Below are 26948 nucleotides of genomic sequence, written 5' to 3'. Positions count from 1 at the left end.
AGAATGAAATAATAATAACTAATTCATAAGCATAGCTTAAAACACCAAACATTAAATAAATTATGAGATTTAATTTGCAGACTCACTATTCTCTGTTACTGTTTAGTTAACAAAAGCAATTAAAAGAATATTAATAATGAAATGCTTCCTTGCCTGTATCATCGCTTGGTCTTTACCTGCTATCGCTAATACCACAGTGATCTATAACGCCAACGGTTACACGCCGACCTACAGCGGCCAGTTGCAACAATTTTCCACATTAGTAATTAAAGATGGCAAAGTAGTTAAGCTCGGTGACGAAAAACTTGCAGCTAGTTTTCCAGATGCTCAAGCATTCGATGCCGAGCAACAAACTCTGCTACCAGGCTTAATCGACGCCCATGGCCATGTTATTGGATTAGGTAATAACCTAACACAGCTGGATTTGCGCGGCAGTACATCGATTGCACAAATCCAACAGCAACTTGCGGTATTCGCCAAAGATAAAGATGGCTGGATAATTGGCCGCGGTTGGAATCAAGAATTATGGCCCGATAAACAGTTTCCCACTGCCGCTGATCTAGACAAGATTGTTAAAGATATTCCCGTGGTACTTTCACGCGTAGATGGGCACGCTATTTGGGTTAATAGTAAAGCAATGGAACTTTCAAAGTTAACCACTGCAACGCAAGCTCCAGTGGGTGGAGAAATTATTCGCACACCAGCCGGTAAACTAAGCGGTATTTTTATCGATAAAGCTGAAAGCTTGATCACGGCACATATTCCGGCCCCATCAGATCAAGACGTAAGTAACGCATTAACTCAGGCTGGCCAACACTTAGTGAGCCTAGGCATAACCTCAACTCACGATGCCGGTATTGATAAACAAACATGGCAAATTTATAAACAAAGAGCAGAGCAAGGCACACTACCACTGCGTATTGTGGCAATGCTCAGCGCAACCGATCCTGCGCTTGAAAGCATGCTCAGAGCTGGTCGTTATAAAGATCTAAATGACTTTATGTCTATCCGCAGTGTAAAAATATACGCTGATGGCGCCTTGGGTAGCCGAGGTGCTGCGTTACTTGATGATTACGCCGATAGAAAAAATCACCAAGGCTTAATGTTAGAGACCCAGCAAAAATTAGAGCAACTTTTCACACTAAGCTTTAGTCATGGTTTTAGCGCGAATACCCATGCCATAGGTGATAAGGCAAATCATATTGTATTGGATGCCTATCAAAATGTGTTTAAAAAAACCGGCGGTATTTTATTACGTAATCGCATAGAGCATGCACAAATAGTTGCCCCAGCAGATATACCTCGTTTCAAAACACTAAAAATAATTCCATCGATGCAACCTGTGCATGCAACTTCTGATATGCATATGGCAGAGCAACGCCTTGCTGATACCCAATTGCAAGGCGCTTATGCGTGGCAGACTTTTTTAAATCAAGGCTCTGTGGTCGCTGCGGGCTCTGATTATCCTGTTGAACTGGCCAATCCATTTGATGGCCTTTATTCAGCTATAACTCGCCAAGATCATAATCAATTACCTGCCAATGGTTGGCGTGTCAGCGAAGCACTCAGCAGAGAAGATGCACTGAGAGCGTTCACATTAGGTGCCGCATATGCTGCACATCAAGAGTTTAAGTTAGGCAGTTTAGAGCAAGGTAAATGGGCTGATTTTATTTTGATCGACAAAGATTATTTCAAAGTCCCAGTACAGGAAATATTTACAATTAAGGTCAATCAAACATGGATTGGCGGCGAGCTACGTTATCAAAAAGCGCAGCCAGATGTATCGCAGGAATAACAGCTTAATCGACAGAGTGTTGTGGATTTTGTTGTTGGCGATGAAGTTTTATTAAATGGTAAACATTAACAAACGTCAGCAAACCGTTGGTAATGGCCACAGGCCATGCGGCAATTGCGATACCGTATGCAGTGAAAGCAATACAACCTGCAAGGTTAAACCAACGAAGTTTACTTACATCACTCATAGTTAGAGAGGCAATGAGTAAAGCAGAGGCAAAATAGCCCAAATATTCCCAACTCATTTGTTCTCTCCGATACTTTAGGTTAGCATTGCAAATGTTGTAGTTTACACAAAGATATTCCACAATATAGCAACAGTATAAAAAGGCTAACTTACTAAAAACCCAAAGCTGCTAAAAGCAGACTTTAATAATCATTACACGGGATATCAGGTATTAAGCTTAATTAATCTCGTTAACTAAACTAGTAAGTTAGCGTAAATTCTTAGAATCTTAATGCTAACGTCATTAAGGTGTAATAAATAGGACAATTGTCCGAAGGGCATTGTTGATGTTTCAATATCATTTTTCTAGTTATCTCGTTGACCAGTTGCTTACGTTTGCTGGCAGTCGCTATCAACAATCTAAAAAAGAAGTTTTGATCCACCAAGATCAACCTCTAAGTAAATTAGTTTTGGTCAGAAACGGCACTATATCGTTTAGTTATGATGTAGGTAATGGTCGTCGCTTGCTATTAGGCCAGCTAGATTGCAACAATACCCTAATTGGTGAAATTGAAGCGCTTAACAACAACCCTTGCATTTATACAGTTACCTGTTTTAGTGATGTGAGCTATAACTTAATAGAGTTGAAACACTGGCGCGCCTTATTACTTGAAAAACCAGAACTCAGTTTATACACGGCACAAACCATTGCCGCTAAGTTTCAAGAGAACCAAAAAATCAACTTAGATAAGCTGCTATTACCACTGGGTTACAATATAGCGAAAGATTGCTTACTACGTGCAGAAAAGAACAACCCAACACTGCTGCGTGCATACCCGACCGTAAATGCCGAAGCCGAACGCTTTGCCACCACGGAACGCGCTTATCGCCGTGTAGTATCTGAATTAGTAGAAAAAGGTTTAGTCGCGCGCTCAAACGATGGACTCAAAGCAGTCGACTTGGATAGGCTCAGTGATTACGTAGATAGTTTTTCACAGCTTTAATAGCCATAATCATTACGCCATTAACCTGAACTCTGGTTATTTAGCATATAAAAGATAAAAAGGCCTTTTAAAGGCCTTTTTTCACTCAATAAATTTATTTTACTAACTTTATTTTGCTAATAAAATATCGTGTATTTTTACTAAATCTGTTTTACCTGCGATGATCTCATCTGGTGTTAGACCTGAGAGTTCATGAGGGAATACCAACCACTCTTCTGATTCATGAATATAGTAATCAGGCTTCATATCTACTTTTGAGTTTTTCGGTTTGTAATACGGACAAGCCACGCGAATATCTTGTGGCAAGTTTAACCGCATTAGTTCTGAAAGTTTCTCTTTCAGTGCAAAAATACTGCGTCCCGAGTCAAATACATCATCAACTATCAATAATGAATCACCGGCATTAGCATTCTCAATAATATAATGCAAACCATGCACTTTTATTTCTTTAGATTGCTTATTGATGCCGTAATATGAAGATGTACGCACTGCGATATGGTCTGTTTCTATGCCTTTATAATCATAGTACTCTTGCACTGCGATCCCAATTGGAGCACCACCACGCCAAATACCGATTATAAAATCAGGACGAAAACCATCTTGGTAAACTTGTGCCGCAACGCGAAAAGAATCTTCGAGCAGTTGCTGAGCCGTGATGTAAGTCTTATCAGACATAATAGAAACCCCAGTGTAAGTAGATCGTTCAAGTGTAGTTTACAGCAAACTTGAACGACAAAAGTGGGGCATGATTTTACAGTAAATAAATAAAAAAAGCTTGTTTGAGTTTGTAATTACTGTTTTTCAGATAATAAAAAAGCGCCAATGTAGGCGCTTTTTAGCATCTTAAATTTATGCTTTTTCTAACAAAGTACGTGCTACGGTACGCATACCCACTGTGGTTGCGCCTGCCGCCCACTGACTAGTGCTGCCCATATTAAATGCCGCAGCTAGATCAATATGTACCCAGCCTTTGCCATCATTTGGCACAAAGCGCGATAAGAAACCAGCAGCATTTGATGCGCCGCCATAGCCGCCACCTTTTTGAGCTCGGCTATTTGCCGTATCAGCATAAGGTGATGGGCAGTTTTGTTGATGCCATTTTTCAAGCGGTAATGGCCATGCGCCTTCCATTTCTTGCCCTGCAAAGCCTTCGACTTCGCGTACAAACTCTTTATCAAGACCAAATAATGCATTGTATTCTTGACCAACAGCAACCAGTGCCGCGCCGGTAAGTGTAGCTGCATCAATAATAAGAGGTGCACCCGTTTCCCCGGCAGCCATTAGGCCATCAGCAAGGACTAAGCGCCCTTCTGCATCAGTATTTACAATCTCAACGGTTGTGCCATTTTTATAAGTCAGGATATCACCTAGCTTGTAAGCGTGTCCTGAAATCAAGTTTTCAGCACAACATAAAAACAATTTAATACGCTTATTAATTCCGCGGCCAATGGCTAGTGCAAGGCCTGCAGTCACTGTTGCTGCCCCGCCCATATCGCATTTCATACCAAGCATGCCTTCGCTGGCTTTGATTGAGTAACCACCTGAGTCAAACGTAATGCCTTTACCTACAAGCGCCGCATCCACAGGAGCATTTTCATCACCGGTAGGATTGTAATCAAGCGCTAATAACACTGGCGGGCGCTCACTACCACGACCAACAGCATGAATACCAATCCATTGCTGCTCAAGTAATGCATCGCCTTTTATGATCTGATAGCTGACATGCTCAGGTGCCAGTGATTGAATAAATTCAGCCGCTTTACCAGCCAAGCTTTCAGGGAAAATATCATCAGCAGTGCCATTGATCATTTCACGTGCCCAGGTAGCAGAACGTAATAATGACTTGAGTTCTTCGCTGTCGGTTTTTGCAGTTTCTGCAAACTCAACACCTGTTAATGTTTTTGGCGAAACAAAACCTTGATAAAATGCCCATTGCGTTTCAGTGCACCAACAATCACCAGCTAAAACTACATTTTTAACGCCTTGATTAGCAATACTGCGCGCGGCTTTTTGTACTTTTACCAATGTGTCTTGCTCAGATAAATGAACGGTTGCACCTTGCTCATTAAAAGATAACGTGGCGCTTTCGCCCCAATGCGATGCAGCACCCTGCTCGCTTAATTGAACAACAAATTTTTCAGACATGTTAGAATACTCTTTGCGCTAAATAGTGGCACTGAGTCTACTATAGCTGGCACAACTTCCCAACCGAATGAGACTAAATAATGAAATTTGCACCACCATTACAACAAGCCACGTTAATTAAGCGCTACAAGCGGTTTTTAGCCGATTTACGCTTAGCGGACGGTTCTGAATTTACTGCTCATTGTGCCAATACGGGGCAAATGACGGGCTGCGCTGAACCTGATTTTGCCGCTTTTTATTCAACCAGTGCTAACCTCAAGCGTAAATACCCTCACTCCCTAGAACTGACGCAAAATCAGTTTCAGCAGTTAATTTGTGTCAATACGGCAATGGCAAATAAAGTGGTCGAAGAAGCCCTGCAAAATAATTTGATCAACGAACTAAGCGGTTATGAACAATTACAAAGCGAAGTGAAATATGGCCAAGAAAACAGTCGTATTGATTTTTTACTCAGTGATTCTAAGCGCCCAAATTGCTATGTTGAAGTGAAGTCAGTCACCTTATTGAGCCAAGATTCACCTCTTAGCGGACAAGGTTATTTTCCCGATGCACAAACTCTGCGGGGTCAAAAGCATATTCGCGAATTAATTGAAATGGTTGAACAAGGTCATCGAGCGGTTTTACTATTTGCCGTGTTACATGAAGGGATCAGCCAAGTGAGTGCTGCTAAGCATATTGACCAGAAGTACGCACAATTACTAAATCAAGCGATTGCAGTGGGTGTAGAAGTGCTGGCTTATAAGGCAAAAATTTCGGCCAGAGAGGTTACTCTGACCGAAAATATCCCTTTTATTGCTTAGTCAGTGACAAATCAATTTCATCTATCAAATTCAGATTAATGTCTTCATCTTTGAAAAGTAGCGGTCTAAGTGTGGCGTTCTCAGAGTAAAAACGTGATTGATCATCAAAGTGCTCCGAGCTTGAATCGGAACTTTGCGACATCGTTAGTATCCCTTTTGCAACTGGGCCCTCGTCAGTGAAGTTCATTACAAACATCCAACTTGAGCCATAATTAACTGGGTATCCTGAGGCCGTAAGATTTGAGCGCAACGGCTGGCCAGTTATTGCATCATTCAACGCTTGATGATCAATATAAGGGATCAAGGTTGAACGTGTGGTACTGCTGCGGTCATAACGAAACACATTAAAGCCACCTTCAACATGCATTGGTCCACTCCACGGCAGTTTTTCACCACTGGCGTTACCACCAGCTAAGGTTTTTTCAACAAATTGCATTTGTGCAAGCGTTGCATCAAGGGCAACACCATTACTTTGCAGTGTTGTAACAGCATGCGCTAGAGCAACTAATGCTGAGCCATCAATACGAAGAGTATTTGGCGTATTAGCAGGATTGGTCACATCAAAGTTATCGGCTAGATGAGTTTTAGGATCAAATAAATGTGCAAATTCACGGATCAATGCAGCACCTTTAGTGTCTAAGTTCATTGCACCATTCCACTGTGCAAGAACATCACAGGCTTGCGTTAGGTCTATGCTTTGACCATTACTAAGCATTACCGGAGTATCACCTTGTACCTGGCACTGAGCGACTAATTGCTCAAACACCAGCTCACCTAAATATATACGGTTACCGATTAACGCGGTTTCCAGCTCTTCCAGAGTGAACAAACCATCCTGACCACCACCGTCTTGCAATAGCTTTAATCCCATCCGAGTTCGCAATGAAAGCGGCTGTTGTACATCACCATATTGTGCAGCAAAGCCCAGTAGCGGCTGCTGCGGATTAGTAACCCAGTAGCTGTCGTTAGAGTTTTGTACGTAATCGGTGCGATTCAATTGTGGCGCTTTTTCAAAAGGCACATTACCGTCGCTTTCAAATATTTTTAAGTTACCCGGTACTAAATCGAATCCCGTTGATTCTCGCAGTGCAACTAGTTCTGGCTGAAGGCGGATCGCTTTGTTAGCAAGATCACCTACATTTAACACGGTACTGTCATCAACATAAAACACATTACCCTCTTTGTCTGTGGCCATAGTGTTGTTAAACGCCACCCCATCAAATTGGGCAAATGATGCTTTCATATCATCTAAGCTACGGGCTTGGTTAAGCGCTGACCACTGGGCAACCACATCCATATTAAATTCGTTGGCGTCTTTAATGGTAAATGCTTGGCTGTCATCCCAGCCTAAACCGTTTGCAGCAGGTGTTTCGATCATCAAACCATGGTGACTATAATAAAAATCCTTCTCTAAATTAATTGTCATGCCAGGTGCAACAGCAACTTCAACAGTGACTTTTTTACTAGTGATTGTATGGTTATCACCTTCCACGCTGTAACTCATACGATCATTTTCGTTCAGCGTTAGTTGGTAAATTAAAAAGTGTCGTGCTGTGGAAAATGTATGTGTCCATGCGACGTGCTCATTAAAACCAATATTGATCAGCCCTGGCATGCCTTGTAAGCTGCCACCCATTACATTCATAGCCCCTGGAATGGTCAAGTGTGATTGCCAAAAACGTAAGTTTCCTTCATGTGGAAAGTGTGGGTTAGCTAATAAGCCGCCTTTGCCATTGGCCATTTTATCTTTACCAAGTCCCCAACCATTTGAACCAAGGTGCTGGTATTTTTTCTCTAATTTAAAACTTTTAGCCTGTTGATTAAGGTTTTTAACCACACTAGAGACTGAGTTGGCAGCTGCCGCAGCTGGAGTTGGTAAATACTCACCATCATCACCAGGATTGGCTAAAAAGGCTAAATCTAAAAAGTTTGCTGAACTAGCTAATTGTACTGTTGCCATTGCATAAGCCAGCATGTCTTCAGGCGTTAATGCAAACACCCAGGGCTGCGATGCACATTCTGGTGCTAAGTTATCAACACCGATATCGCTCACATATTTATTAAAGCCTTGAACAAAGCCTTCGTAATGGGCACGGCTATCTTCATTTAGTTCATTATAATGCTCTTTCGCATAGGCATTAACACCTAAAGCTTTATAACCAAAATCAGAAATTAAATGCGCAGAATCACCACTGCCTGGCACTTTATCTGGACCATAAAACTTTGAACGCTCACCACGTGTTTTAACCACTTGATCAAGCAATAAACATGCGTGATCTGTTGCATACGCATAACCACTACCAAATGCGAGGCTTTCCAGATTATCAGCGGTGATATGCGGAACGCCAAAGGTAGTCCAACGAATATTGGCATCGAGTTTATTATCGTCATCAAAAGCGGTTATTACTGGCGCCGGTTCTGGCGTTGGTTCAACAACCACTGGTGGCGGTGGCTCAATAACATTTTTATCATCATCTGAACCACAAGCACTGAGTAACAGGGCCGCTGCGATACTAATTGAAAGTGTGTGAAGTTTCATTGTGAAGTTCCTATCTATTATTGTTTTATCCATTGGCTACCTTGCCTTATTACATAAACTAAATCTTGACCTTTTGCGCAAAAAATTGACTTTGCGCGCCAATTAATGCAGCTTAGCTGGTAATTCTCCATGCAAGATTGTCCGTTATGTACTTTGTTAGCAGCCAAATAATTCGTGCACTTGTACACTTTCTAATTGCACAAGGTCTAGCATCAACTGAGCTTGACGCACTACTAGCAACACGCGCTCGTTATCTTAATGAAAGCCGTTACCGCTTTCCTATTGAAGATTATGAACAGCTAATGAGTTACGCTGAAAAGACATTACAGTGTGATCATATCGGTTTAAAGTTTGGCCAATCATTAAAAACCCAAAGTTGGGGATTGCTAGGGCACATTGCATTGGTCAGTGATTCATTAGCAAAAGTATTATTGCATGCGCAAAAGCTCAACACCACAGTTCGTAATATCGGGACTATTAACTTGCGAAGCGATAACTCGCTAAGCTATTTAACTTGGCAACCTAGCATTGAAATTGCGCATCATATGGTGGATGAGTTATTTAGTAGTTGGTTATCTTTTGCCAAACATTGCTGTTACAACACAACCGAGCTGGCACTCGAGAAAGTTCAGCTGACCCGCCCTGAGCCAAATCCAACCAGCTTACGAGCTTATAAAGCCGTGTTTAATTGTCCGATAGAATTTTGTGCAAGTCATAATTGCTTATGCTTTAAAAGCAGCTTATTAACCAGCCCATTACACAGTGCCAATAAAGAACTTGAATATTTACTCGCCGCGCAAGCAAGTACCTTAGTGAGCGAACAAGACGAAATAAATCAACTGAAAGCATTTATTACCGCGCATTTGCCACAAGTCCCTACCATTGAGCAAGCAGCCTGCCATTTAGGTTTTAAAAAACGCAGCTTACAACGCTATTTACGCTCACAAAATTGTAGTTATTCACAGCTAGTAGATGAGCTTCGTAAATACCATGCCAAACTCATGCTACAACAAAAAGTTACCCTGCTTGAAATAACCAATCGCTTAGGCTTTTGTGAACAAAGCGCTTTTCAACGCGCATTTAAACGTTGGTATGGATGTACACCTAAAAAATTTAACCCTCAAAGCACTCAAGCCACAGTAATTACGAAAGATGTAAAAAATTAAGTTGCTTTTCATTTTTTTGCCCATATAACTAGGCCAGTTAGAAAATAGCAGACTGATTAAAAAGCCCATTATTTTTTTCAAATTTTCTTTTTAAACAGTGAAAATTATTTAACCACAGCCAATAAATTAAAAATAAATTTGCCTAGGCCATAGGATTCTGTTATTTATAGCCGCCGGCTAAAGCTGGGCATTATATTAAGGATTTAGGAGAAAGTTATGCCAGACCAAAAAAAATTAGGGTTATTGGCTCAGGCCGGATTAGAACCGTACCAGGAAAAGCCGGGCGAAGAGTATATGAATGAGGCACAACGCACTCATTTTAAAACTATTTTGGAAGCATGGCGCAACGATTTACGTAACGAAGTAGACCGTACTAAATCGCATATGCAAGATGAAGCAGCTAACTTCCCTGATCCAGTTGACCGTGCAGCACAAGAAGAAGAGTTCTCTTTAGAACTACGTACTCGTGACCGCGAACGTAAACTGATCAAAAAAATTGAAAAAACAATAATTCTTATTAAAGAAGATGATTTTGGATTTTGTGATTCATGCGGGATTGAAATTGGTATTCGCCGTTTAGAAGCACGTCCTACTGCAGATTTATGCGTAGACTGTAAAACTCTTGCGGAAATCAAAGAAAAACAATCAGGCCGTGGTTAATTATCAGTAATTAATCAATGTCTACCACAGCCGTTACTGCGCCTAGGCGCAACTATCGCGGTCGTTTTGCACCGTCACCTTCTGGGCCACTTCATTTTGGCTCACTTGTGGCGGCTGTGGGCAGTTACCTTGACGCTAAAAGCAACCAAGGTAGTTGGCTAGTCCGAATAGAAGATATCGACACTACACGTGTTGTTGAAGGCGCAGCAAAAGATATTCTTACCACCCTTGAAGCCTATGGTTTATATTGGGATGAACAGGTTGTCTATCAAACCAAGCGCCATGATTTATATGCCCACACCCTCGATAAATTAAATAACCAGCAGCTTATTTATGCTTGCCACTGCTCACGCAAACAAATCAAAGCGCTTGGCGGAATTTATCAAGCTCATTGTCGTCATTTAAACCACTCGCAAGCACACAGCGCATTACGCTTAATTCAACAGCATCCAATATGCCAATACCATGACCTCATTCAAGGTCAAGTTAGCGTAACCCGTGATTTAGCCCACGAAGATTATTTAATAAAACGCAGCGATGGTTTATTTGCTTATCAATTAGTAGTGGTTGCAGATGATATTGAGCAAGGTATTACTCATGTTGTGCGCGGCGCTGACTTACTTGAACCAACAGCCCGCCAACTGAGTTTATTTAAACAGTTAGATAGCGCAGCGCCGCAGTATGCTCATTTACCATTGGCAGTCGCTAAACCCGGTTTTAAATTATCAAAGCAAAACTATGCGCCAGCGATTGTTAAAGACAACCCTAAACCGGCCTTGCTCAGTGCATTTGAATTTTTAGGTTTGGCCCCGCAGCCAGAACTCGTTGAGTTAAGCATTGATAAAATGTTGAACTGGGCAATCGATAATTACAACTTAGAAAGTGTGCCAAACGTGGCTGAAATTCAAATTTCTCAAAACTCACACAGCCAGTCACCCCTATTTACGCATTTAAACAAATAAAAATTCACTAAAAATGGCTAATTTTAAGGCCTTCAACTTAATTTTTGAGCTTTGCTGGTATATGATAGCCAACCTTAAATGTGCAATTTATTTAATTAATATCAATTGCGTTAAGGGTGTGCTCAATTATAGCAACAACAAAGTTATTCAATAACACTATACATGTGCAGTTAATAGCAAAGTGCAGCTATACTTGGTTAGATTTTTGATGGCGTCCATCAAATAACCAAATTCTGTGGGAGACAGATTATTATTTCCAAGCTTTTTCAATTTTGTCGGCAAATTATAGGCCCAACCGCCTTAGCAACAGCCGAACATACTCAAGTCTCTGCGCAACCTTTAATAGTTGGACGCAATGAGCACGGTATTTCTCGCAAACAATTTAGCCCAAATGCAATCAAGGTGTTATATCGCCTCAAAGACGGTGGCTTCGATGCCTACCTTGTTGGTGGTTGTATTCGTGATATTTTGTTAGGTCAACAACCAAAAGATTTTGATGTAGTAACCAATGCCACACCAGATCAGGTTAAAAAGCTCTTTCGTAATTGCCGTTTAATTGGCCGTCGCTTTCGCTTGGCGCATATTGTGTTTGGTCGTGAGATCATCGAAGTGGCCACCATGCGTGGTCATCACGAAGCGCCTGAAGATAAAAACCAGATCAGTCAATCGAGTGACCAAGGCCAGCTACTGCGCGACAACGTGTTTGGTAGCATTGAAGAAGATGCTGAACGTCGTGATTTTTCCATCAACGCTTTGTACTATTCAATTAATGATTTTTCAATTCATGATTACGCTAACGGCTTAGCAGCAATTAAAGCCAGACAAATCGAAATGATCGGTGATCCGCAAACCCGATACCGTGAAGATCCAGTGCGTATGCTGCGCGCGGTTCGTTTTGCCACCAAACTAGACATGTCAATTGCACCGGCAACCGAGCAACCATTAAAAGAATTAGCAAGCCTGTTAGATAACATTCCACCAGCACGCTTATTTGAAGAAACACTAAAGCTGTTTTTAAATGGTAAAGCCGAAGCAAACTTTTTAATGCTACGTAAATATGGCCTGTTCAAATCATTATTCCCAGCCCTTGATACTATTTTAGACAGTAATCCAGATGGTTTAGAGTTTGCATTGATCCGCCAAATGTTCCGCAATACCGATGAGCGAATCAATGCCGAAAAGAAAGTAACACCGGCCTTTATTTTTGCCGCATTACTGTGGTTTCCATTATTGAAGATCACTAAAACCTTGCAAGCGCAGGAGCAACTATCGGAATACGATGCGTTTGCTCAAGCAATGAACAAAGTACTTAGTGAAAATGCGCAACATATTGCAGTGCCAAAACGATTCACGTTAGGTGCCCGCGATATTTGGCATATTCAGCACAGGTTAGATAAACGCTCAGGGCAACGTGCATATCGTTTAACTCAGCAACCTCGTTTTAAAGCCGCCTATGACTTTTTATTATTGCGTGTAGAAGCGGGTGAAAAACAACATCAAGAATTAGTGAATTGGTGGACTGACTACTTAAAGCAAGACATCAATGGCCAAAAAGACATGGTCAAAGCATTAGGTAGCCAAGGGGCTGTTAAAGGCCGTCGTCGTACTCGCCGTCGTAGCCCAAAGCCGGCGGCTGAATAAGCATGCCAATCGTCTATCTTGGTTTAGGGGCTAATTTAAACGCCCCACGTCAGCAACTTGATAACGCTATAGCCGCTTTACAAGCGTTAGCCGAATGCGAGTTTATTTGCGTATCGCACTATTACGCCAGCAAGCCGATGGGCCCGCAAGATCAACCCGACTATGTCAATGCTGTTGCAGCAATTAAAACTAACTTATTGCCTGAGCAGTTGCTTGATCTAACGCAGCAGATAGAATTTCAGCACGGTAGAGTGCGAAAAGCAGAGCGCTGGGGGCCACGCACCTTAGATATTGATATTTTATTATTTGGCGATCAGGTCATTCAGAGTGAACGGTTGATTGTGCCTCATTATGGACTAACCGAGCGCGAGTTTGTTGTCTATCCGCTACTTGAGATCGCCCCAGATATTTCGCTGCCTAATGGAACACCACTGCACAGTGTAACCGCTAACTTGGCATTAAACGAATTACAACAATTACCTCTGTAATTAATTTCAGGCCGTTGCCTACGAGGATACTATGTCTAAAATAACCGTTTCTACGCTCAATAAAATGAAAGCAGAACAGCAAAAAATTACTGCTTTAACAGCTTACGACGCAAGCTTTGCAAAGTTATTTCACGATAACGGCGTTGATGTGATTTTAGTTGGCGATTCATTAGGTATGGTATTACAAGGGGGTGACGATACGCTGGCTGTTACCAATCAAGATATCGCCTACCATACCCGCAGTGTACGCGCTGGTAGCCGTGAGTTATTCGTTATTGCTGATATGCCATTTATGACCTACTCAAATCCGGCCGAAAGCTGTAAAAATGCGGCTGAGTTAATGCGCGCTGGCGCTAACATGGTCAAGATTGAAGGGGGTGAATGGCTGTATGACTCAATTGTCGCGCTTACGCAGCAAGGTATTCCGGTGTGTGGTCATTTAGGTTTAACGCCGCAATCTGTGCATGTATTTGGGGGCTTTAAAATTCAAGGCCGCGGCGCTGAACAAGCACAAAAAATGATTAGCGACGCCAAAGCACTGGAAGCGGCTGGCGCACAAATGATCGTACTTGAATGCATCCCATCAGAACTTGCTAAGTTGATCACCGATGCGGTATCAATCCCGACAATTGGTATTGGCGCAGGTAATCAAACTGATGGGCAAATTCTTGTTATGCATGACTTAGTGGGCATCTCAGCAGGTTATATCCCTAAATTTTCTAAAAACTTTTTACTCGAAACTGGCAACATGCCAGATGCAGTGAAAAAGTATTGTAACGACGTTAAAAGCGGTGCTTTTCCAAGCACGGAACATGAGTTTAAATAATGCAGTCGATCACTGAAATCAAATCCTTACGCAGCCAAATTAAAGCATGGCGCCAAGCAGGCCTGAGCGTCGCTTTAGTGCCAACTATGGGTAATTTACACCAAGGTCACTTCTCGTTAGTTGAAAAAGCTAAAAATATGGCCGATAAAGTTGTTGTGAGCATTTTCGTAAACCCAATGCAATTTGGCGTAAACGAAGATTTGGACAACTACCCTCGCACCCTAGTTGCAGATAAACAAGGACTTGCCGAATTAGGCACCGATATTGTTTTTACGCCGACTGTGGAAACCATTTATCCAAACGGTTTAGATGCACAAAGCTTTGTTGATGTACCAGGTATTTCAATGGGCTATTGCGGTGGCTCACGTCCTGGTCACTTTCGTGGTGTAGCCACTGTTGTAACTAAGTTATTTAACTTAGTTCAACCTGATTACGCCTGCTTTGGTGAAAAAGACTTTCAGCAATTACAAGTCATTAAAACCATGGCTCATGACCTATCTATTCCTGTTGAGATCATTGGCGTTGCCACTAGCCGTGAAGTCTCAGGTTTAGCGATGAGCTCTCGTAATGGCTACTTATCAGAGAATCAAAAAGAAACCGCCACAGAGCTATTTAGAACGCTAAATTGGAGCGCTGAGCAACTAAACGCAGGCAAACGAGATTTTGCCGAAATATGCCAACAGGCGACGCAACGATTACAACAAGCGGGACTCAAACCGGATTATTTTGAAATAGCGCAGCGCGATACACTAAAAAACGCTACACTCAATGATAGTCATTTAGTGATCTTGGCCGCAGCTTTTTTAGGTCCAGTTAGGCTTATAGATAATCTGCAAGTTGATATTACATAACAATAATTAGGGATAAGCATGAACTCATTAATAAAATTATCAAGCATTGCGCTGTGTATTGGTGTGCTAGCTGGCTGTCAAAGTCAAATAGAAAATCCAGAAATGCAGCAGTGTGCTCAGCAAAACTACCAATGCGAAGTAAACTGCGAACAGCAAAGTACCGGTGAAGGTATGGTGCATAAAGTTTGTAGTACAAAATGTATTGAAGCTTACAACCAGTGTAAAGCAAATGCTGAAGCATTAGGTAACGTTCAATAATAGTTTACCTTGCCGATTGTTCATATGATTGGCAAGTCCCCCTCCTATCGCAATTCCTTGACCCCGTAACAAAATTTATGTAAACGCCTTTTCATTCACTTTAGAGCAAGGTTGCATCTAGTAACATCTACTTACATTAGTAAGAAGTAGTCATACATTCCATGTAATTATTTCCCGCTTATACAAAGAAAGTACATCATCTGCATGATAAGAAATAAAAAAGCTATTTAAATACAAATGGTTATTTAAGGTTCACTTCTTGCAAAGCTGAATGTAACTTATTAAACACAACTTCTTACAAATTTAAAATTAACTAGGTAACGGCTAAAGGAAACCTCATGGGAACGAAAACGCGAGCAGCTCTGTCTCCATCATTTAAAAAAAGTAGTGTGCTAGCTACATTATTAGCTTTGTATATTTGTAATGTGGGTGCAGCAGAAGAGCCAATTACACCGCCAGAAACAGTGACGGCTGAGCCTGCTAAAAAGCCAGACACAGTTACACCTGTCTCTGTAAAAAAACCAACTCTGCTTACCATTCCTTCAGAAAGACTCTTTGAGGTGATCACAGCTAGAGCTAAACAACTCGCTGCCAACGACTATGTAGCCGCACCTGAAATTGCCATAGACACATTAAATAATATTAGCTACCAAGATTATAGGTCTATTCGTTTTCGCCAAGATCATGCCATTTGGAAAGATGAAAGCTTGTATGAAGTACAGCTATTTCACCCTGGTTTCCTTTATAAAAATCCTATTGCGATCAATACAGTGAGCACTGATGGCAAGGTACAAAAATTGCCTTTCAAAACCGATTACTACCGCTATGATAATACTGCTGCACCGCTTGAGCAGGAAATTAGCGCAGCTTTAGGTAGCACTCAATTAGGCCACGCAGGTTTTCGACTGCATTTCCCACTCAATAATAACGAGTACAAAGATGAAGTGGCGGTGTTCCAAGGTGCTTCTTACTTTCGTTTAGTTGGTCCACAACAAGTATATGGTATTTCAGCCCGCGGCCTAGCAGTCGATACCGCACTCAGCTCAGGCGAAGAATTTCCTGTGTTTAAAGAGTTCTGGTTGGTAAAACCAACAGCAGAAAATACTAATATTGTGCTCTATGCATTACTAGATAGCCCGTCAGTGACTGGTGCCTATCGCTTTGAGATAAGCCCATCAACAAACACTGAAATAACCACACAAATGCAAATATTTGCCCGTAAAGATATTAAAAAGCTCGGCATTGCACCGCTTACCAGCATGTTTTATCACGGTGAAAATAGCACTAAATTCTTTGATGATTACCGACCAGAAGTGCATGACTCTGATGGCTTATTAATGCAATCACAGGATGATAAATGGGTTTGGCGTGCGCTGAACAATCCAAAACAACTTAGCGTCACTTCATTTAGTTATGATAACCCAAAAGGTTTTGGTCTTGCGCAGCGTGATCGTGAATTTAATAACTACCTTGATACAGAAGCACATTACCATGATCGTCCAAGCTTATGGATTGAGCCTCTAGAGCCATGGGGTAATGGCCGAGTAGAGTTAGTTGAAATACCAACAGACACTGAAACGAATGACAATATTGTCAGTTACTGGGTACCGGAGAAACCACTAAAAGCAGGTGAAACACTCAGCTTTGGCTATAAAATGTCTACCTTTAACGCGGTATTGGCCAATCAAAATAAAGCTCATGTGTTACGTACTCGAATTGGCAGTGCGGCCTTACCTGGTGAAAAAAATCCACCACCGCAAAGTCATCGCCAATTTACGGTCGATTTTACCGGTGACACCATTAATAACTTATCGCCCAATATCAAACTACTCGCTAACTTATCGCTTAATTCAGGCGCAGTAAGCGATAAAACAGTACAACAATTACCGAATAATCAGGGATGGCGTGTTGCGTTTAAAATCGCGCCTGAGGGAGATAAGCCAGTTGATATGCGCTTATCATTAACACTACGTGACAAAGAAGTAAGTGAGGTATGGAGCTATGTCTGGTATCCAAACGATGTTCAATAAAAGTAAAGCAGGTAACGCTGCAATACCCTTTAGAAAATCACGCATAGCACTATTTACGTTGTTAGTGCTGTATATTTCAGCTTATGGCATGTGGATCATGTTTGATATTTTAAATTCAAACTCCATGACCTTACTTGAGTACGCCTTACTTGCGCTATTTTCAATCACTTTCACTTGGATTGTGACTGCATTTTGTAGTGGCTGCATGGGTTTTATTCTGCAATTATTGAGAATCGATCCATTGACTCTAAAACGTCAAAAGCCGATTACTATAGACCCCCAAGCGTTAAGTAATAGCAAAACTGCCATAGTGATGCCTATTTACAACGAAGATACTGAACGCGTTATTGCTGGTTTTGAAGTGAGCCTGCGCTCGCTTTTAAAGACCGGTCAGTTTGAGCATTTTGATTTTTATTTATTAAGTGATACCCAAGATAAAGACATTGCACGCAATGAGCTAAAAGCTTGGCATGCACTAACTGCACGTTTAGGGGAAACTGCAAAGCAGGTTTTCTATCGTAACCGTACTGATAATAAACACCGTAAGGTAGGTAACTTAGCTGATTTTTGTGAACGCTGGGGAAGCCAATATGAACATATGATTGTACTTGATGCAGATAGCATTATGACAGGACAATGTATGCTTGAGCTTACAACAAGCATGATCAACAACCCAAATGCCGGGTTGATCCAGACAATCCCTATTCCAGTTAGACAAGAAACGTTCTTCGGTCGCTTTTTACAATTTGCTTCTGTGTTATACAGCCCAATGCTAGCAACTGGTTCCGCTTTTTGGCAAACCAATCAAGCCAACTATTGGGGTCACAATGCTATTATTCGTGTTGAAGCCTTTATTAACTGCTGCGGGCTGCCTGTACTTGAAGGTAAAGCCCCTTTTGGTGGTGAGATCCTAAGCCATGACTTTGTTGAAGCCGCTCTTTTAAACCGCTCAGGCTGGGATGTTATTTTATTAAGTGATGTTCAAGGCAGCTACGAAGAAGTCCCCAGTAATATTTTAGATTACGCAATACGCGACAGACGTTGGGTGCAAGGTAATATCCAACATTTAGGTTTATTACCTTCATCAGGTATAAAACTAATGAACAAGTTACACTTCTTATTAGGTGCGACCGCGTATATTTCTTCGCTGATTTGGTTATCTATGTTGGTGTTAAGTACGGTTGATGCAGTAACGCGTGCTATGAATAGTAACGTTTATTTCAATCAACCTTACCAGTTATTCCCAACTTGGCAGATAGCGAAAACAGAGCTTATTGATTCGTTACTGTTTATCACTATAGGATTACTATTACTGCCAAAATTAATGGGACTTATCGTTACGTTAATACACAGGAATAAACAATTTGGCGGTAGCCTGAAACTTATATTCGGATCATTAATAGAAACGGTTTTTGCCATAATTGTTGCACCATTGATGATGGTATTTCACAGCTACTTTGTGGTGTGTGTATTTTTAGGTAAAAAAGTATCGTGGGATGCACAACCACGTTCAGGTCGTATGGTGCCTTGGAAAGAGGCTATTGGCTATACGTTAATAGCGACTTTAGTGTCCATTGCATGGGGTGGTGTTGCTTATTACTATACACCTACTTTCTTTTGGTGGTTGTCACCCATTTTAGTCGGCTTAATTTTAGCCGCGCCAATTGTGCGCTATTCAAGCAGCATTGGCTTAGGTGTTAAGTTACGTAAAATGGGCATATTTATTTGTCCAAGTGAAATTGATAATGACGATACACTTGCCGCTTTGCGTGTACATGAGCAAGAAATTGCTTTACCAAGCGATGAAGTGGCTAATTTCACAATCCCAGCATTGCCTCAAGAACAACCAGTTGTAATGCCAATACAAAGCTTTAAACGCCAAGGTTTAAGTAAACGTAAGCGCGTTTTAAATGCCCATCAACAAATAAAAAAGAAACTGTTTAACTAAGGCGTTTAGTTAAACAGCCCATAAAAAAACCGCGCAATTTACATTGCGCGGTTTTTTTATTAACTCAGCGTTGATGTTGAGTTTAAAGAAGACCTAGCTTCTTAAGTTCACTCATTGCCATCTTGCCAGAAAGCGGCACATAACCATCTTTCTCTACAATTTTTTGACCATCTAGCGATAACACCATTTTTAAGAACTCAGCTTCAATTGGTGCAAGCGGCTTATTAGGGTGCTTATTCACATACACATATAAAAAGCGCGACAGTGGGTACTTACCAGTTGCTACATTCTCAAGTGTTGCATCAACAAAGTTATCGCCTTTTTTCGCCAGTGGTACTGTACGCACACCTGATGTTTTATAACCAATACCTGAGTAACCAATTGCATTCACTGATGATGAAATTGATTGTACAACAGAAGCTGAACCAGGCTGCTCATTTACGTTATTACGGAAGTCACCTTTACACAGTGCTTTGCTTTTAAAGTAACCATAAGTACCCGATACAGAGTTACGTCCGTAAAGCTGAACATCTTTAGCAGCCCAATCACCTGTTAAACCTACGTCACTCCAGCGCGTTACATCTGCTGTTGCGCCACATTTACGTGTTGAAGAGAAAATCGCATCGATTTGGTCAATACGCAGGCCTTCAATAGGGTTATCTTTATGCACAAATACAGCAAGCGCATCAATAGCCACGCGCACTTCAGTTGGCTTATAACCGTAACGCTTTTCAAATGCTTCAATTTCTTTTGACTTCATTTTTCGGCTCATAGGGCCAAAATTAGCAGTGCCTTCTGTTAGCGCTGGAGGTGCTGTAGATGAACCAGCCGCTTGAATTTGAATATTTACATTTGGATAGATGCGCTTATATTCTTCTGCCCAAAAGGTCATCATGTTGGCTAATGTATCAGAGCCCACTGATGAAAAATTACCTGAAATACCACTGGTTTTTTGATATTCAGGAATGTCTGCATCGACAGCCATAGCTTGTGCAGATACAAATGTTGTTACTGCCACACCCATTGCGGCTACGAGGTTTTTAAATTTCATGGGGTTACTCCGATTTGGTTCGTCCATTTCTTAACTGCCGTCTACTCTAAAGAGAACAGATGACAGTTAGATTACTCTTAAATGACAGTTTTATGACTTTGAGCGTTTTCAGCGAAATTGTTTAGTAGCACCGTTTTATCGCTATTAAAGGCAAACGAAAACGTGGAACCTTGCCCTAATTTACTACTGATATTTAACTTACTATCATGGCGGGTTAACACATGCTTGGTAATTGCTAAGCCAAGCCCTGAACCACCTGTGGTACGACTACGCGCCTTATCCACCCGATAAAACCGCTCCGTTAAACGATTAATATGCTCAGCAGCAATACCATCGCCATTATCAACTACCGCAAAATGCGCTTGCTTATCTTTTAGCTGCCAGCTTACGGTAATTTTACCGCCAGCTTTGGTGTAATGAATGGCATTGAATACTAAATTAGAAAATGCGCTACGTAGCTCTTCTTCTGAACCTTTGATATCAAGCCCGGCGTCAATATCGAAGATTAACTCATGGCCTTTATCTTGGTTCAAAGAATGGGCTTCGGTTTTTATGTAGGTGAGTAATTGCGGTACGTTGACTGCCTTATCGTTATCTTGTCGTCGAGCGCCTTCAATTCGTGATAACGACAATAACTGATTAACTAGGCTGTCCATGCGTTTACATTGCTCAAGCATAGTGCCTTGGGCTTTATTCCACATCGCTGGCGGCGGCACCATATCACCATCAAACATTTCTAAATAGCCTGTAACAACGGTCAATGGCGTACGTAATTCATGAGAGACATTAGCGACAAAGTCTTTACGCATTTGTTCTAGCTGCTTCAAACGCGTCACATCCCTGACGACCACCATTAATTGTGAGCTGGCGTAAGGCATCACTCGAAACTCTAAAACTTGCTCAACACTGTGCCCACTTTCCAGTTCAAGTGCTTCATCAAACAATTCCATTTGCATATATTTGGCAAATTTAGGATCGCGCACTAGATTATCAAGACGCTGACCATGATCAGTTGGCCACTGTAAGCCAAGTACTTTTAACGCTAATTGATTACACCAAACAATACTTAAATCTCGCTGTAATACCACCACAGCATCGGGTACCGCTTCAGCACCATCACGAAAACGACGGATCAGATCCGCTAATTCATTGCGTTTTTTACGGTTGCGGTGTTGTAAATGATAGATCCCTTCAAACACTTGCTCCCATGCACCCTCGCCTTCCGGTGGATTAAAACTACGTTGATTCAATAGCCAGTCACTTAGCCGATATAATTGATGGTAATGCCAAACAAGCAGTGAAAAAGAACCTAAAAATAAAAGCAAAAATGGCGCGCCAATCAGCACGCCAATTAATAATAAGGGTAGGAAATAGATAAACAGACGCTTTGCTAACGCCTGTTTATTAACAACTCGATACATACACTCACTTTACCTTAGAGTAAGACCGACCTTGGTCTGAATGTTTTATAGTTTACTTGAAAAGCGATAACCTGCGCCACGTACAGTTTGTACTAAACGGTCATGACCAAGTGGTGCAATTGCCTTACGTAAACGACGAATATGCACGTCTACCGTTCTATCTTCAACATAGACATTAGTCCCCCACACGTTATCTAGTAGCTGTTCACGGCTATAAACACGCTCAGGGTGAGTCATAAAGAAATGCAGTAAACGAAATTCAGTTGGCCCCATATCCAGCTCGCTACCTTGTGAGGTAACACGGTGTGAAATAGGGTCTAAGCGTAAGCCATGGACATCAATCGCTTCTTCTAGCGAGGTTGGCGAAACACGACGAATAACCGCTTTAATACGTGCCATCAACTCTTTTGGTGAAAATGGCTTAGTAACATAATCATCCGCACCGACTTCAAGGCCACGCACTTTGTCTTCTTCTTCTCCGCGGGCAGTCAGCATGATAATCGGAATTTGCCGAGTATATTCACTTTGTTTAAATTTTTTGGCGATTTGAATTCCACTACCCCCTGGTAGCATCCAATCCAGTAGCACCATATCAGGGTAAGGTTCTACCATTGCTGCAATGGCAGAATCATAATCTTCTGCTTCAATTGCCTGAAAACCGTTTTGCTCTAATACAAAAACCAGCATCTCTCTGATCGGTGCTTCGTCATCGACGACAAGTACTTTACGTGACATTCCAATTTATCTCTTTCGTTATCGAACTAGTTTTCATTATTATGACTAAGTATGACATTTTTATGAAAGTGTAACGTGTAAATCAAAATGCAGGGAAAAAAACAGCAATTAACCCATTTAAGGAACAAAATAACTGTAAATAACATCAGTTCAATTGATTTAACCAATACTTTATAACTAGTATAAATATTTTAACTCGTATCCATTTTAAACAAAGACCATCGTATATTATTTTAAAATGACAACGCGTCTTAGCTATTTATTACACTTTAATCCGCTTTAATCATTAAAATTACAATAGCGATCTTTAATTATTTTGGCTACAGCAAATGAGTAAGGATCATCTATAGAGATCAAAATTCTACCAAGTAGTGAGTGAGGGATCATGCTTTTACTAAGCGAGTTAGATCTGGGATCAGTGTTTTACCTAGCAAAATCTATAAGTTGTTGATCATTTAAACAAGCAAGCTGTGAAGTGACTATTAATACACCAAAAATACTCGCTACCAAGTCGATCCTTAGTAAAAATCTGATCCCAACGGCATATAGTTAGTAAATCAGTGATCCCAAATTTAGCGCTTGGTAAAATAATGATCCCTATTGATCAAATATAAAAAAAGCCAGTAGCATGACACTACTGGCTGTTTATTCATTAAATAACTTAATGAATTTATTTATTTAATTTTTGGATCTAATTCACCGGTTAAATATTTAAGGTGCATATCATCCAGTGAGATTGGTTTGATCTTACTAGCTTGACCCGCAGTACCAAATGACTCATAACGCGCAACACAGATCTCAGTCATCGCTTTTGTTGCTTCGGCTAAGTATTTACGTGGATCAAAGTTCGCAGGGTTAAGTGCTAAATGACGACGAATGGCACCCGTTGATGCTAAACGTAAGTCAGTATCGATATTAACTTTACGTACACCAAACTTAATACCTTCGATGATCTGCTCAACTGGCACACCGTAAGTTTGTGGGATCTCACCACCGTATTGGTTGATGATCTCAAGCCATTCTTGCGGTACAGATGACGAACCATGCATTACTAAGTGAGTGTTAGGGATACGTGCGTGGATCGCTTTAATACGCTCGATCGCTAAAATATCATCCGTAGGTGGACGGGTAAACTTGTAAGCACCGTGTGATGTACCACACGCAATTGCCAGCGCATCAACGTGAGTCTTACTAACAAAATCTGCTGCTTCTTCAGGGTCAGTAAGCATTTGATCTGTGGTTAACTTACCTTCTGCGCCAACACCATCTTCTTCGCCAGCTTCACCTGTTTCAAGTGAACCGAGTACACCGAGTTCGCCTTCAACAGACACACCACATGAGTGCGCCAGTTCAACCGTTTTACGAGTAACATCAACGTTATATTCATAGCTTGACGGTGTTTTACCGTCAGTCATTAATGAGCCATCCATCATCACTGATGAAAAACCTAATTGAATTGAACGTTGGCAAACGCCAGGTGAAGTACCGTGATCTTGGTGCATTACCACAGGGATATGTGGCCACTCTTCAACGGCTGCTAAAATCATGTGACGAATAAATGGGGCACCAGCGTAGGCACGAGCGCCCGCTGAACCTTGTACAATCACTGGGCTGTTAGTTTTATCAGCCGCCATCATAATAGCGCGGATTTGCTCTTGGTTATTAACGTTAAAAGCGGGTACGCCATAACCATGTTCAGCTGCATGATCAAGAAGTTGTCGCATACTGATTAAAGCCATTTGGTATTCTCCAAATTGTCGATAGCTGCGCACGCGCAAAACTACCTAGTTCGAACGGAATAGTTGAGTTTGGTGCAATCACTGCACCTCGATAGCCTTGGCTTTCGCCAAATTTACCGTTATACAAAACCAGTATTAAATAAGGGTGAGAGGTATTTAATAACTGATCGTACTCAGCGTACTTACCTAAATAAGTACACTGAGCCAACGCTAATTACTTAGCGCGTTGTTCAAGCATAGCAACTGCAGGTAGTTTTTTCCCTTCTAAAAACTCAAGGAAAGCGCCACCGCCAGTTGAAATATACGAGATTTTGTCGGCAATGCCGTATTTATCAATGGCTGCTAACGTATCACCGCCACCAGCAATTGAAAATGCATTTGAATTAGCAATCGCTTGTGCAATCGCACGTGTGCCATTACCAAACTGATCAAATTCAAATACGCCAACCGGGCCATTCCACACAACAGTACCTGCGTTTGCAATAATTTTTGCAAGTTTGCTTGCTGTATCTGGGCCGATATCAAAAATCATATCAGTGTCTGTTACTTCGCTAACATCTTTTAATGTTGCCACAGCAGACTCAGAAAATTCATTAGCAACAACCACATCTGTTGGTACTGGAATTTCGCCATTGTTACTTTTCGCCGCTGCACTTAACTTATTTGCTTCATCAATTAAGTCTGCTTCGTAGAGTGATTTACCAACTGGGAAACCTGCTGCTGCAATAAAGGTATTAGCAATACCGCCACCGGTGACTAGCTGATCAACAATCGTTGATAGTGAATCTAGTACGGTTAATTTTGTTGATACTTTAGAACCACCAACAATTGCCACAAGCGGACGCGCTGGGTTATCAAGCGCTTTACCTAATGCATCTAATTCAGCCGCTAATAGTGGGCCTGCGCATGCCACATCTGCAAATAAACCAACGCCATGGGTAGATGCTTGAGCACGGTGAGCGGTGCCAAATGCATCCATTACATATACATCACATAATGCAGCTAGTTTTTTAGATAGTGTTTCGTCATCTTTGCTTTCGCCAACATTGAAGCGTACGTTTTCAAAAACCACCACTTCATTATCGGCAATTTCAACGCCATCTAAATAATCTTTTTCAAGGCGTACATTTTGCTCAAGTGCTTCATTTAAGTAATCAACAACTGGTGCTAATGAAAACTCTTCGTTGTATTCCCCTTCCGTAGGACGGCCTAGGTGTGACATCACCATTACTTTAGCGCCTTTTTCAAGGGCAAGTTTAATACTTGGTAATGCAGCACGAATACGTGCATCTGAGGTCACTTTACCTGCTTTTACTGGTACATTTAAATCTTCACGAATTAACACGCGTTTGCCGTTTAAATCTAAATCTGCCATATTTATGACCGACATGGACTTCTCCTTAGTTAACGATACTGACTTGAAATATATAGGTTTTATTTTAGTTTCTAAATTTTATTTAATTACTTACTGCCATCATAACCCGTGCGGTATCGAGCATACGATTAGCGAAACCCCATTCATTATCACACCAGACTAACAACTTTATCAGCCGTTTATGACTGACTCGTGTCTGCGTGCCATCTATAATACAAGAATGTGGGTCATGATTAAAATCAACTGATACCAATGGCTCTTCGGTATAACTTAAAATACCTTCTAGACGGTCTCTCGCTGCCGCTTTTAATACTTTATTCACAGCATTTAAATCAACATCGGCGTTAACCGTCACACTCAAATCCATCGCAGTCACATTGATAGTAGGTACGCGTACTGCAATGGCTTCAAAGCGGCCATGAAACTTAGGTAAAATACGTTCAATACCACGGGCTAGTTTAGTATCTACAGGAATAATAGACTGACTTGCAGCGCGGGTACGGCGTAAATCATGATGATAGGCATCAATCACTTGCTGATCGTTCATCGACGCATGAATAGTCGTAATCGCCCCAGATTCAATACCAAACGCATCATCAAGCACTTTAATCACCGGCACGATACAGTTGGTCGTACATGAACCATTAGAAACAATTGTATGCTCAGCAAGCAGTTCATCATCATTAATACCATACACGATCGTGGCATCAACATCTGCATCAGCAGGCTGAGAAAATAAAACTTTTTTAGCACCTGCATCAAGATGCAATTGCGCGTGTTCGCGGGAATGATAAACCCCTGTACACTCTAAAACCACATCAACATCAAGTAACTGCCATGGCAGTTCAATCGGGTTTTGCTCAGAGAATAATGCGATCGTATCGCCTGCGACACTCAGTGAATCTTCACCTAAGGTCACCGGATATTTAAAACGACCATGGGAGGTGTCATATTTCAGTAAGTGAGCAATCCCTTCAGGATCTGCTAATTCATTAATCGCAACAATTTTAATATTATCGCTAAGTCCCGATTCATATAGCGCGCGGACAATATTTCGACCAATTCGACCAAAACCATTAATTGCAAGTTTGATTACCATTAGAAAGAAAATCCACTCTAGTTGCTTGCAGATAAAGGCAACCTGCCTTTTAGATGGCGGTATTGTAATCGACCTTGGGATTGAATATAAGAGGTTAACAGCAGAAACTTAAAATTAACCCTTTTAGATGGCCCAGTTTTGGTAATCGACCTTGAGTTTTATTATAAGAGGCTAGGTTAAATAAATGTTTGCATATTCACTTAAGATGGCCCGATTTTGGTAATCGACCTTATCCTAGATCCTAAGTCCT

The 26948-nt window shown here is 41.3% G+C and carries 24 protein-coding genes; 13 read left to right on the top strand and 11 right to left on the bottom strand.

Annotated elements, in window-relative coordinates; all coding sequences use genetic code 11:
* The first annotated feature begins 136 nt into the window (after window positions 1-136).
* Complete coding sequence (locus tag V7783_RS08930; protein WP_335678434.1) at window positions 137-1795, top strand: amidohydrolase; 1659 nt, start codon at window positions 137-139, stop codon at window positions 1793-1795.
* 4 nt (window positions 1796-1799) lie between these two features.
* Here V7783_RS08930 and V7783_RS08925 read toward each other — a convergent pair whose 3' ends face one another.
* Window positions 1800-2039, bottom strand: a complete 240-nt coding sequence (locus V7783_RS08925; protein ID WP_335678433.1) for a uroporphyrinogen decarboxylase — start codon at window positions 2037-2039, stop codon at window positions 1800-1802.
* 268 nt (window positions 2040-2307) lie between these two features.
* On the opposite strand from V7783_RS08925, the gene V7783_RS08920 reads away from it, so the two are divergent.
* Complete coding sequence (locus tag V7783_RS08920; RefSeq protein WP_335678432.1) at window positions 2308-2964, top strand: Crp/Fnr family transcriptional regulator; 657 nt, start codon at window positions 2308-2310, stop codon at window positions 2962-2964.
* A gap of 108 nt (window positions 2965-3072) precedes the next feature.
* Here the strand turns inward: V7783_RS08920 and V7783_RS08915 are convergent, their stop codons facing one another.
* Together V7783_RS08915 and pepB are read right to left on the bottom strand one after the other, a co-directional pair.
* Window positions 3073-3639 carry a phosphoribosyltransferase gene (locus V7783_RS08915; protein ID WP_210795128.1) on the bottom strand — a complete coding sequence of 189 codons (567 nt, stop codon included), beginning with the start codon at window positions 3637-3639 and terminating at the stop codon, window positions 3073-3075.
* A 174-nt stretch (window positions 3640-3813) separates the two neighbouring features.
* Entirely contained in the window at window positions 3814-5109 is a 1296-nt protein-coding gene (pepB, locus tag V7783_RS08910; RefSeq protein ID WP_335678431.1) for an aminopeptidase PepB, read from the bottom strand.
* 80 nt (window positions 5110-5189) lie between these two features.
* Here pepB and sfsA point away from each other — a divergent pair, with 80 nt between their 5' ends.
* The gene (gene sfsA / locus V7783_RS08905; protein ID WP_335678430.1) at window positions 5190-5909 is read left to right on the top strand and encodes a DNA/RNA nuclease SfsA; all 720 of its coding nucleotides are present in this window, start codon (window positions 5190-5192) and stop codon (window positions 5907-5909) included.
* On the opposite strand, the gene V7783_RS08900 is transcribed toward sfsA, so the two are convergent.
* Complete coding sequence (locus tag V7783_RS08900) at window positions 5899-8448, bottom strand: penicillin acylase family protein (RefSeq protein WP_335678429.1); 2550 nt, start codon at window positions 8446-8448, stop codon at window positions 5899-5901. The two genes, sfsA and V7783_RS08900, sit on opposite strands and share 11 nt — an antisense overlap.
* Window positions 8449-8594: 146 nt before the next feature.
* Between V7783_RS08900 and V7783_RS08895 the strand changes: the two genes are divergently transcribed.
* The 10 genes from V7783_RS08895 to mdoH all read left to right on the top strand — a co-directional run bounded on the left by V7783_RS08895 (window position 8595) and on the right by mdoH (window position 19278).
* Window positions 8595-9614: an AraC family transcriptional regulator gene (locus V7783_RS08895; protein WP_335678428.1), complete on the top strand. Its 1020-nt coding sequence runs from the start codon at window positions 8595-8597 to the stop codon at window positions 9612-9614.
* Between the two features lie 216 nt (window positions 9615-9830).
* Window positions 9831-10274: an RNA polymerase-binding protein DksA gene (dksA, locus tag V7783_RS08890; RefSeq protein ID WP_064665509.1), complete on the top strand. Its 444-nt coding sequence runs from the start codon at window positions 9831-9833 to the stop codon at window positions 10272-10274.
* A gap of 17 nt (window positions 10275-10291) precedes the next feature.
* Window positions 10292-11236 carry a tRNA glutamyl-Q(34) synthetase GluQRS gene (gluQRS, locus tag V7783_RS08885; RefSeq protein ID WP_335678427.1) on the top strand — a complete coding sequence of 315 codons (945 nt, stop codon included), beginning with the start codon at window positions 10292-10294 and terminating at the stop codon, window positions 11234-11236.
* 282 nt (window positions 11237-11518) lie between these two features.
* Window positions 11519-12877, top strand: a complete 1359-nt coding sequence (gene pcnB / locus V7783_RS08880) for a polynucleotide adenylyltransferase PcnB (RefSeq protein ID WP_335678498.1) — start codon at window positions 11519-11521, stop codon at window positions 12875-12877.
* Between the two features lie 2 nt (window positions 12878-12879).
* Window positions 12880-13365 (top strand): 2-amino-4-hydroxy-6-hydroxymethyldihydropteridine diphosphokinase, encoded by a 486-nt coding sequence (gene folK, locus V7783_RS08875; RefSeq protein WP_335678426.1) that lies wholly within the window; start codon window positions 12880-12882, stop codon window positions 13363-13365.
* 31 nt (window positions 13366-13396) lie between these two features.
* On the top strand, window positions 13397-14191 hold the full coding sequence (panB, locus tag V7783_RS08870; protein WP_335678425.1) for a 3-methyl-2-oxobutanoate hydroxymethyltransferase: 795 nt from the start codon (window positions 13397-13399) through the stop codon (window positions 14189-14191).
* Window positions 14191-15042, top strand: coding sequence for a pantoate--beta-alanine ligase (gene panC, locus V7783_RS08865; RefSeq protein WP_335678424.1), 852 nt, complete (start codon window positions 14191-14193; stop codon window positions 15040-15042). Before panB ends, panC begins: the two co-directional genes overlap by 1 nt.
* A gap of 18 nt (window positions 15043-15060) precedes the next feature.
* Complete coding sequence (locus tag V7783_RS08860; protein WP_335678423.1) at window positions 15061-15300, top strand: hypothetical protein; 240 nt, start codon at window positions 15061-15063, stop codon at window positions 15298-15300.
* Between the two features lie 338 nt (window positions 15301-15638).
* Window positions 15639-17330 carry a glucan biosynthesis protein gene (locus V7783_RS08855; protein WP_335678422.1) on the top strand — a complete coding sequence of 564 codons (1692 nt, stop codon included), beginning with the start codon at window positions 15639-15641 and terminating at the stop codon, window positions 17328-17330.
* Complete coding sequence (mdoH, locus tag V7783_RS08850; protein ID WP_335678421.1) at window positions 17302-19278, top strand: glucans biosynthesis glucosyltransferase MdoH; 1977 nt, start codon at window positions 17302-17304, stop codon at window positions 19276-19278. Before V7783_RS08855 ends, mdoH begins: the two co-directional genes overlap by 29 nt.
* Window positions 19279-19360: 82 nt before the next feature.
* Here the strand turns inward: mdoH and V7783_RS08845 are convergent, their stop codons facing one another.
* From V7783_RS08845 to epd, 7 genes are all read right to left on the bottom strand, one after another.
* Entirely contained in the window at window positions 19361-20329 is a 969-nt protein-coding gene (locus tag V7783_RS08845) for a PstS family phosphate ABC transporter substrate-binding protein (RefSeq protein ID WP_335678420.1), read from the bottom strand.
* Between the two features lie 77 nt (window positions 20330-20406).
* Window positions 20407-21750, bottom strand: a complete 1344-nt coding sequence (gene phoR / locus V7783_RS08840; RefSeq protein WP_335678419.1) for a phosphate regulon sensor histidine kinase PhoR — start codon at window positions 21748-21750, stop codon at window positions 20407-20409.
* 45 nt (window positions 21751-21795) lie between these two features.
* Window positions 21796-22485, bottom strand: a complete 690-nt coding sequence (gene phoB, locus V7783_RS08835) for a phosphate regulon transcriptional regulator PhoB (RefSeq protein WP_016708540.1) — start codon at window positions 22483-22485, stop codon at window positions 21796-21798.
* Between the two features lie 674 nt (window positions 22486-23159).
* Window positions 23160-24224: a class II fructose-bisphosphate aldolase gene (gene fba, locus V7783_RS08830; RefSeq protein ID WP_335678418.1), complete on the bottom strand. Its 1065-nt coding sequence runs from the start codon at window positions 24222-24224 to the stop codon at window positions 23160-23162.
* A complete protein-coding gene (locus V7783_RS08825; RefSeq protein ID WP_335678417.1) occupies window positions 24193-24432 on the bottom strand; it encodes a hypothetical protein in 240 nt (79 codons plus the stop codon). The genes fba and V7783_RS08825 overlap by 32 nt, the downstream gene beginning before the upstream one ends.
* A gap of 6 nt (window positions 24433-24438) precedes the next feature.
* The gene (locus tag V7783_RS08820) at window positions 24439-25614 is read right to left on the bottom strand and encodes a phosphoglycerate kinase (protein WP_335678416.1); all 1176 of its coding nucleotides are present in this window, start codon (window positions 25612-25614) and stop codon (window positions 24439-24441) included.
* 67 nt (window positions 25615-25681) lie between these two features.
* On the bottom strand, window positions 25682-26698 hold the full coding sequence (epd, locus tag V7783_RS08815; protein ID WP_335678415.1) for an erythrose-4-phosphate dehydrogenase: 1017 nt from the start codon (window positions 26696-26698) through the stop codon (window positions 25682-25684).
* Window positions 26699-26948 lie beyond the last annotated feature (250 nt).

This window comes from Pseudoalteromonas sp., assembly GCF_036960685.1.
GTDB lineage: Bacteria > Pseudomonadota > Gammaproteobacteria > Enterobacterales > Alteromonadaceae > Pseudoalteromonas.
The sequence above is the reverse complement of the archived record's forward strand: the minus strand, read 5'-3'. Positions and strand labels throughout refer to the sequence as shown.

Coding starts and splice junctions, on each gene's coding strand:
- V7783_RS08930 (WP_335678434.1), top strand. CDS start 137: ATGAAATGCTTCCTTGCCTGTATCATCGCTTGGTCTTTACCTGCTATC.
- V7783_RS08925 (WP_335678433.1), bottom strand. CDS start 2,039: ATGAGTTGGGAATATTTGGGCTATTTTGCCTCTGCTTTACTCATTGCC.
- V7783_RS08920 (WP_335678432.1), top strand. CDS start 2,308: ATGTTTCAATATCATTTTTCTAGTTATCTCGTTGACCAGTTGCTTACG.
- V7783_RS08915 (WP_210795128.1), bottom strand. CDS start 3,639: ATGTCTGATAAGACTTACATCACGGCTCAGCAACTGCTCGAAGATTCT.
- pepB (WP_335678431.1), bottom strand. CDS start 5,109: ATGTCTGAAAAATTTGTTGTTCAATTAAGCGAGCAGGGTGCTGCATCG.
- sfsA (WP_335678430.1), top strand. CDS start 5,190: ATGAAATTTGCACCACCATTACAACAAGCCACGTTAATTAAGCGCTAC.
- V7783_RS08900 (WP_335678429.1), bottom strand. CDS start 8,448: ATGAAACTTCACACACTTTCAATTAGTATCGCAGCGGCCCTGTTACTC.
- V7783_RS08895 (WP_335678428.1), top strand. CDS start 8,595: ATGTACTTTGTTAGCAGCCAAATAATTCGTGCACTTGTACACTTTCTA.
- dksA (WP_064665509.1), top strand. CDS start 9,831: ATGCCAGACCAAAAAAAATTAGGGTTATTGGCTCAGGCCGGATTAGAA.
- gluQRS (WP_335678427.1), top strand. CDS start 10,292: ATGTCTACCACAGCCGTTACTGCGCCTAGGCGCAACTATCGCGGTCGT.
- folK (WP_335678426.1), top strand. CDS start 12,880: ATGCCAATCGTCTATCTTGGTTTAGGGGCTAATTTAAACGCCCCACGT.
- panB (WP_335678425.1), top strand. CDS start 13,397: ATGTCTAAAATAACCGTTTCTACGCTCAATAAAATGAAAGCAGAACAG.
- panC (WP_335678424.1), top strand. CDS start 14,191: ATGCAGTCGATCACTGAAATCAAATCCTTACGCAGCCAAATTAAAGCA.
- V7783_RS08860 (WP_335678423.1), top strand. CDS start 15,061: ATGAACTCATTAATAAAATTATCAAGCATTGCGCTGTGTATTGGTGTG.
- V7783_RS08855 (WP_335678422.1), top strand. CDS start 15,639: ATGGGAACGAAAACGCGAGCAGCTCTGTCTCCATCATTTAAAAAAAGT.
- mdoH (WP_335678421.1), top strand. CDS start 17,302: ATGTCTGGTATCCAAACGATGTTCAATAAAAGTAAAGCAGGTAACGCT.
- V7783_RS08845 (WP_335678420.1), bottom strand. CDS start 20,329: ATGAAATTTAAAAACCTCGTAGCCGCAATGGGTGTGGCAGTAACAACA.
- phoR (WP_335678419.1), bottom strand. CDS start 21,750: ATGTATCGAGTTGTTAATAAACAGGCGTTAGCAAAGCGTCTGTTTATC.
- phoB (WP_016708540.1), bottom strand. CDS start 22,485: ATGTCACGTAAAGTACTTGTCGTCGATGACGAAGCACCGATCAGAGAG.
- fba (WP_335678418.1), bottom strand. CDS start 24,224: ATGGCTTTAATCAGTATGCGACAACTTCTTGATCATGCAGCTGAACAT.
- V7783_RS08820 (WP_335678416.1), bottom strand. CDS start 25,614: ATGTCGGTCATAAATATGGCAGATTTAGATTTAAACGGCAAACGCGTG.
- epd (WP_335678415.1), bottom strand. CDS start 26,698: ATGGTAATCAAACTTGCAATTAATGGTTTTGGTCGAATTGGTCGAAAT.